This window comes from Herbiconiux sp. (genome assembly GCF_023264895.1).
GTDB lineage: Bacteria > Actinomycetota > Actinomycetes > Actinomycetales > Microbacteriaceae > Herbiconiux.
On sequence record NZ_JAHFUY010000140.1, the window covers coordinates 1 to 6,916 of the forward strand.

Consider the following 6,916-nt stretch of genomic DNA (forward strand, 5'->3'; position numbering starts at 1 on the left):
AGCGTGGGACACGAAGACCTCCGGACCGGGTTGAGAACTAGACAGCTCCACCCTCCACCGGAGGTCTTCGTCATATCAACACGTCACACATCAACCAACGTCCCTGGGCAGTACAGCTAGCTGGCCGGTTGGCTCCCGCGCCGGCTCCCCGCGCTAGCTTCCCGGGGTGCCGGCTGCGGCCGCCGCAGCGGCAGCGATGGCGTCGGTCAGCACCGTGAGCAGCCGCGGCGAGTCCATCGGCGGCAGCACGACCTCCACGAGCACGGCCTTGTCGGTGGCCGACCGCGCGAGCGCGAGAGCCGCGACGAGCTCCTCCTCGGTCGTCGCCCTCGTGGTGAGCACACGGTCGCCCGCCCCGAAGGCGGCCGGGATGAGGGTCCAGTCCCACGGAGCGATGTCCTGGTAGACGGCCGTCGGGCTCTGGATCTTCCGCTCCACGGTGTAGCCGTCGTTGTTGAGCAGGAACACCACGGGTGTGTAGCCGCGGTGCAGCACGGTCGAGAGCTCCTGCACGGTGAGCTGGGCCGCGCCGTCGCCCACGAACAGCACCGCGCGGTGCGAGGGCTCCGCCACGCAGGCCCCGAGGGTGGCGGGCACGGTGTAGCCGATCGACGACCACACGGGCTGCCCGAGCAGGGCCGAGTCGTCGGGCAGCACGAGGTCGAGAGCGCCGTAGAACGAGGTCCCGGCATCGGCGATCACGGTGGTGCCGGGCTGGAGCCAGTCCTGCACCGACGCCCAGAAGTACTCCTGGCTGAGAGCGGCCCCAGGGGTGGGCGCGGCCGCCGAGGCGAGATCCGGATGCCCCACGGGCGAGACGGGCGCGCGACCGGACCCGTCGGGGCCGGCATCCGCTGTGCGCCCGAGCACGGTGTGCAGCACCCGTAGCGAGTCCTCGAGCCGCACGCCGTAGAAGGTGGTGTCGGCGATGCGCGCGGAGGTGAGGCCGAGCTCGATCGCGGCGTCCTCGTCGAACCGCTGGGTGAAGAATCCGGTGAGGAAGTCGCTCATCACGGTGCCGGCGAGCACGAGCAGCGGCGCGTCGTCGACCGCGGCGCGCGCCTCGTCGACGCGGGTGAACGCGCCCATGTAGGTGCCGAGCGAGGCGGGGTGCGACTCGTCGAGCACGGCCTTCGACATGTTCTGCGATGCCACATAGACGCCGTCGTGGTCGGCGATCTCGCGCACGAGCGGCTCGAGCGAGCGGCGGTGCACCTGGGGGCCGACGAGGAGGGTCACCTGCGGCTGCGCGGCCACGACCTCGGCGAGCGCCGTCTCGAAGCGCTCGAGCTCGCCGCCGTCCGAGCGGGCCGCGACGAGCGGGGTGCGGAGGTTGGCGGCGTGCACGGGGGCGATCGCGACATCGGCGGGGATGCCGAGGTAGACGGGCTTCGACTCCCGGAGCGCCGTCATCAGCGCCGCGTCGATGTCGCGGGTGGCCGTGGCGGCGCGCACGATCGTGGCCGAGGCGGTGACCTCGCGGTAGGCCCGGTAGAAGTGCTCGTAGTCGCCGTCGATGAGGGTGTGGTGCAGGTGGAGCCCCGCGGCCTTGGCGGTCGTCGAGGGCATGCCGGTGATCTGCACCACCGGCACGTCCTCCGAGAAGCTGCCGGCCACGCCGTTGATGGCCGAGAGCTCGCCCACCCCGAAGGTGGTCACGAGTGCCCCCAGCCCCCTTCTCAAGCGGGCGTAGCCGTCGGCCGCGTAGGCGGCGTTCAGCTCGTTGGTGGAGCCGACCCAGGTGAAGCCTTCGACCGTCGTCATCTGATCGAGAAGACTGAGGTTGAAGTCGCCGGGCAGTCCGAAGACGTGATCGGCGCCCTGCTGCACGAGGCGGGTGGCGAGGTACTGTCCGACGGTGACGGTGGTCACGGGTGTCTGGTCGCTCATGCAGACAGCATCGCACAGCGGCTAGCGCGGCCTCGAGCCACCGCCCGGGGCGCCTCCGGTACCGCCTCCGGAGGGTGCGGCGCCGGCGGTGGGGGTGGTCGTGGTGTCGACCCGCACGGTGAGGGCCGCCCGGTAGCCGGAGGTCGCGTCGCCGGTCATCGTGGCGAGCTGGAGGGCGCCGCCGTCGTCGCCGAAGACGTTGTCGGAGTCGAGGCTGACCTGGGCGAGGTTCTCGGTCGAGCCCTCGTAGCCCGCGAGTGCGTAGACGGACTCGCTCGCACCCTGCGGCAGTGCCACCTGGGAGGTGGCGATGGCGTTCGCCGAGTCGCCGATGTCGTCGAGGGTCGGGTAGACCTCGAAGTGGATGTGCGGCCAGCGCCCGGTGTAGCAGGCGGGGAAGATCGAGGTGAAGGCGACCGTGCCGCTCGAGTCGGCGACCTGCACGCCGCGCAGGTAGGTCTCGTTCTCGATGCCGTCGGAGTACATCGAGTAGCCGCCCGCGGCGTCGCAGTGCCAGACGTAGACCGCCACGCCTTCGAACGGCACGTCGCCGTTCGCCGTGTCGAGCACGGTCAGCGACAGCGCCATCGGCACCCCCTCGGCGGTCGTTCCGCCGCCGATGCTCGAGCGGATGTCGCTCCGCACGATGCCGGAGTCGGCCAGGGCGTCGGGCCCGTTCGATCCGTCTCCCGGGTAGGGGCCCGCGGTCTCGTCCGGGATCTCGCCGGTGGCGCTCGCGTCCGTCGCGGCATCCGTGGCCGTTCCCGACGATGCTGTGCCGCCGGCGCCGCCGGTGTCGGTCGTGCAGGCGGCGAGCGCCACGGCGCCTACCCCGAGCCCGAAGACGCTCAGCACCGTGCGGCGGCTCACGAGGGTGCGGAGGTCGAAGGCGGCACCCTGGTCGACCACCTCCTCGTCGGACCGGTCGAGGAGCCGGCCCTCGTAGGCCGGGCCTTCTGGGGTGGACTGGGGTTCGGGGATCCTGCTCATCGTCGCCTCGCTCGGGTCGTCTGACTGATGGCCCCATCCTGTGCGGGGCTTCAGGCAGGCTCCGATGCGCGGCCTATGAGCGGTCTATGACTCCGGGTGGGGCGCGGCAGCGCTTCCCGCACCCAGGCCCAGCCGGTCGGCCACCGCCCCCATCGCCTCGGCGAAGGCCACCTCCCCGCCGTCGGCCGCGCCGCCCGAGAGGTTCACCCCGGCCACGCCCTCCACCTGCAGCAGCTCCTCGCACAGCCGGGTCGCGGCATCCAGACCCGCCCGGTGGGGATCGGTGGCGTCGAGGATGCCCTCGAGGAAGCCCTCGGGCAGCACGAGCGTGGTGAACGAGCGCAGGAGCGCCGCGCTCCCCCGGTCGAGCACCACGGGCACGCACGCCACGAAGGCCGGAGCCACGCCCGCCTCGTGGCTCTCGCCGATGAAGCGGCGCACGGGCTCGGCCCCGCCCGCGTGGTTCACGAAGCACACCTCGGCACCCGCGCGCACCTTCTCGGCGAGCCGCGCCGCCCGGCGATCGACCGGAGGAGTGCACGGCGACTCCCCCACCGACACGAGGTGACCGGCCCGGCGCGCGAGGGCGGCGAGCTCGGTCGAGTCGAGATCGAACACGGGCTGCGCGTCGGGCCGCCCACCGGTCAGCGTGTGGTCGCCCGTCACGCAGTGCACAGCGGATGCGCCGGCGTCGGCCAGCCCCGCCAGCTCGCCCTCGAGGGCCACGCGATTGCGGTCGCGGCAGTTCAGCCCCGTCCACACGGCGAGACCGGCCTCGCGGATGAGGTGGGCGCGGTAGGCGGGCGGGAACTGCACGCGGTTTCGGCCGGAGTCCCCCGCGAGGGCGGCGTCGACCCGGCCCGCGAGAGCGCCCGCGCAGTCGGCCAGGGAGCGCGCGTCGAGCGCCCGGGCCGGGAAGTCGGCCACCACGATCTGCCGCGTGGCGAGGAGCGCCCGCATGGCGGCGGCGGGCGAGAGGGGCTCGGAGCTCGGCAGGGCGGACTCGGCGGTCGGCCGGGCGGACTCGGCGTTCGACAGGGCGGTCTGCAGGGCGGGCTCGGCGGTCGGCCAGCGCACGGTCGGCGTCTCGAGGAAGACGCACGCGAACTCCCCCACCTCGCACGTGCCGTCGAACTCGACCCCGCCGCACGGCCCGAAGTGCATCTGCTTGGGGCACCCCGCGCCGGGACGGTCCGTGGGCCGGACCGCAGCCTGGCCGAGGGCCTCGGCCGGGGCCGCTGCGGGTGCGTCCGGCGCGCTCATGCGCCCATGCTAGCCACGCCGTGTGTCGGCTCTGTTTCCGGCCCGGGTCGAGCCGGTTCGCCTAGGCTTCGAGCATGTCGACCACCTACGATCTCGCCATCCGCGCCGACGCCGTGCTCATCGACGGTGAGTGGCGCCCGGCCGTCGTCGCGGTGCGCGACGGCGTCATCGCTGCCCTCGCCGAGCACGACGAGGAGGTGCCCGCGCACGCCGTCGTCACACTGCCCGAGGGCCAGGTGCTCGTGCCCGGCATCGTCGACACGCACGTGCACGTCAACGAGCCCGGCCGCACCGAGTGGGAGGGCTTCGCGACCGCCACGCGCGCCGCGGCCGCCGGTGGGGTCACGACGATCGTCGACATGCCGCTCAACAGCATCCCGCCCACCACGACCCTCGAGGGCCTCGAGGCCAAGCGCGCCGCGGCGGGCCCTCAGGCGAGCGTCGACGTGGGCTTCTGGGGCGGGGCCGTGCCCTCGAACCTCGGCGCGCTCGAGCCGCTCTGGAACGCGGGCGTCTTCGGTTTCAAGGCGTTCCTCTCGCCCTCGGGCGTCGACGAGTTCCCCCACCTCTCGGGCGCCGAGCTGCGGGCGGCGCTCGAGGAGATCGCCGGCTTCGGCGGCCTCCTCATCGTGCACGCCGAGGATCCGGACGTGCTCGACCGCTCCGCCCCCTCCGCCGGGGCCGAGTCGGCCGACGCCGACTCGGCTGGTGCCGACCACGCGGGCACCGACCGCGCGGACACCGACCACGCGGACACCGACCACGCGGGCACCGATCACGCCGGCCACGCCGCCCCCGCCGACGCCCGCGACTACCTCGCCTTCGTGGCCACCCGCCCCGACCTCGCCGAAGAGGATGCCATCGCGCACGTCATCGCGGGCGTGCGGGCCACGGGTGCCCGCGCCCACATCCTGCACCTCTCGAGCGCCCGCGCACTCGACCAGATCCGGGCCGCGAAGGCCGAGGGGCTGCCGCTCACGGTGGAGACGTGCCCGCACTACCTCTCGTTCTCGGCCGAGCACATCCCCGCCGGCGCCACGCAGTTCAAGTGCTGCCCGCCCATCCGCGACGAGGGCAACCGCGACCTGCTCTGGGAGGCCCTCGTCGACGGCACGATCGACCTCATCGCCTCCGACCACTCGCCCTCCACCGCCGAGCTCAAGTTCGCGGGCGACGGCTCGTTCCAGGAGGCCTGGGGCGGCATCTCCGGGCTCCAGGTGAGCTTCCCGGCGGTGTGGACCGCGGCACGTGAGCGCGGCATCGGCCTCGAGCGCGTGCTCGGCTGGATGAGCGAGGCCACCGCCCGCCTCGTGGGCCTCGACGACCGCGGCGGCATCGCCGTGGGGCGGGTCGCGGATCTCGTGGCGTTCGCCCCCGACGAGTCCTTCGCGGTGCAGGCGGATGCCCTCGAGCACCGCAACAAGGTGAGCGCCTACGACCAGCGCACCCTGCACGGCATCGTGCACACCACGTGGCTCGCGGGCGAGGTCGTGCATCAGCTCGGCACCGGGCTCGGTGCGGATGTCGGCGCTGATGCCGGTGCGGACTCGGGTGCTGCTGCGGCCGTCGCCCCCGCGGGTCGGCTGCTCGAGCGGCCCGGGAGCGGTTCCAGCGACTGAGCCCCCACGTAAATTGGGCGTAAATTCCGGAGCCCGCGCGGCGCATCCGCTGCTCGTCTCGCCTGCCCGCCGCCAGACTGGGATCGCGCGCCCGACCGAGGCGTGCAGTGAGCAGGGAACCATGGCGATCGTCCTCGGACCGCACCAGTACGGCAAGGCGGAGAACCGCGTCGTGCGCATCTACCGCGACAGCCCGCGGCACGAGATCCACGACGTCAACGTCTCGACCGCCCTCCGCGGCGCCTTCGATCCGGCCCACCTCGTGGGCGACCAGAGCGCGGTGCTGCCCACCGACACCCAGAAGCAGACCGCCTACTCCTACGCGAAGGAGAAGGGCCTCACCTCGATCGAGCCCTACGGCCTCGAGCTCGCGCGGCACTTCGTCGACGACGTGGCGCCCGTCACCGGGGCCAGGATCGAGATCGAGGAGTACGCCTGGGAGCGCGTGGTCGTCGACGGCACCGAGCACGACTTCACCTTCGTGCGGCGCGGCCAGGAGGTGCGCACGGCCGCCGTGACCGTGGAGGGGAAGGGCGACGCGCAGCGCACCTGGGTGGTGGGCGGATTCAAGGATCTCGTGCTGCTGAAGACCACCGGATCCGAGTTCCACGACTTCCTCTCGGACGAATACACCGTGCTCGAGCCCACGAGCGACCGGATCATGGCTACGTCGCTCGTGGCGAGGTGGAGGTTCGACTCCGAGGCCGTCGGCTCTGCCTCCGTCGACGACGCTGCCGCGTTCGATTGGGAGGGCGTGTACTCGGGGGTTAAGCAGACCATGGTGGAGGTGTTCGCCACCTTGCACTCGCTCGCGCTGCAGCAGACGCTCTACGAGATGGGGAAGGCCGTGCTGGAGCGGTTCCCGGTGATCGTGGAGCTGCGGATGTCTGCGCCGAACAAGCACCACTTCCTCTACGATCTCGCGCCGTTCGGGCTGGAGAATCGGAACGAGGTCTTCAACGCCGATGATCGGCCTTATGGGCTGATCCAGGCGTCTGTGCTTCGGGACGATGCTCCTGATGCGGGGGCGGCTTGGGATGTCGCCGGGGGGTTCGCGTAGGTTTCTGCCGTTCGGTGCTGCTCGGGGTGGGCGTCGCGGGGTGGACCTTTTCCGGTCGAGGTGCTTCCCGCATCCGCTTCGCGGACGCACGCCA

General features: G+C 72.4%; 5 protein-coding genes. 2 read left to right on the forward strand and 3 right to left on the reverse strand.

Features of this window, described 5'->3' with window-relative positions:
- Positions 1-153 precede the first annotated feature (153 nt).
- From Q0D57_RS18695 to Q0D57_RS18705, 3 genes are all read right to left on the reverse strand, one after another.
- Complete coding sequence (locus Q0D57_RS18695; RefSeq protein WP_291046888.1) at positions 154-1,890, reverse strand: thiamine pyrophosphate-binding protein; 1,737 nt, start codon at positions 1,888-1,890, stop codon at positions 154-156.
- Between the two features lie 21 nt (positions 1,891-1,911).
- A complete protein-coding gene (locus tag Q0D57_RS18700) occupies positions 1,912-2,880 on the reverse strand; it encodes an intradiol ring-cleavage dioxygenase (RefSeq protein ID WP_291046889.1) in 969 nt (322 codons plus the stop codon).
- Between the two features lie 84 nt (positions 2,881-2,964).
- Positions 2,965-4,143 (reverse strand): methylenetetrahydrofolate reductase C-terminal domain-containing protein, encoded by a 1,179-nt coding sequence (locus Q0D57_RS18705; protein WP_291046891.1) that lies wholly within the window; start codon positions 4,141-4,143, stop codon positions 2,965-2,967.
- A gap of 74 nt (positions 4,144-4,217) precedes the next feature.
- Here Q0D57_RS18705 and Q0D57_RS18710 point away from each other — a divergent pair, with 74 nt between their 5' ends.
- A complete protein-coding gene (locus Q0D57_RS18710; protein WP_291046892.1) occupies positions 4,218-5,762 on the forward strand; it encodes an amidohydrolase family protein in 1,545 nt (514 codons plus the stop codon).
- A 121-nt stretch (positions 5,763-5,883) separates the two neighbouring features.
- The gene (gene pucL, locus Q0D57_RS18715; RefSeq protein WP_291046895.1) at positions 5,884-6,822 is read left to right on the forward strand and encodes a factor-independent urate hydroxylase; all 939 of its coding nucleotides are present in this window, start codon (positions 5,884-5,886) and stop codon (positions 6,820-6,822) included.
- Positions 6,823-6,916 lie beyond the last annotated feature (94 nt).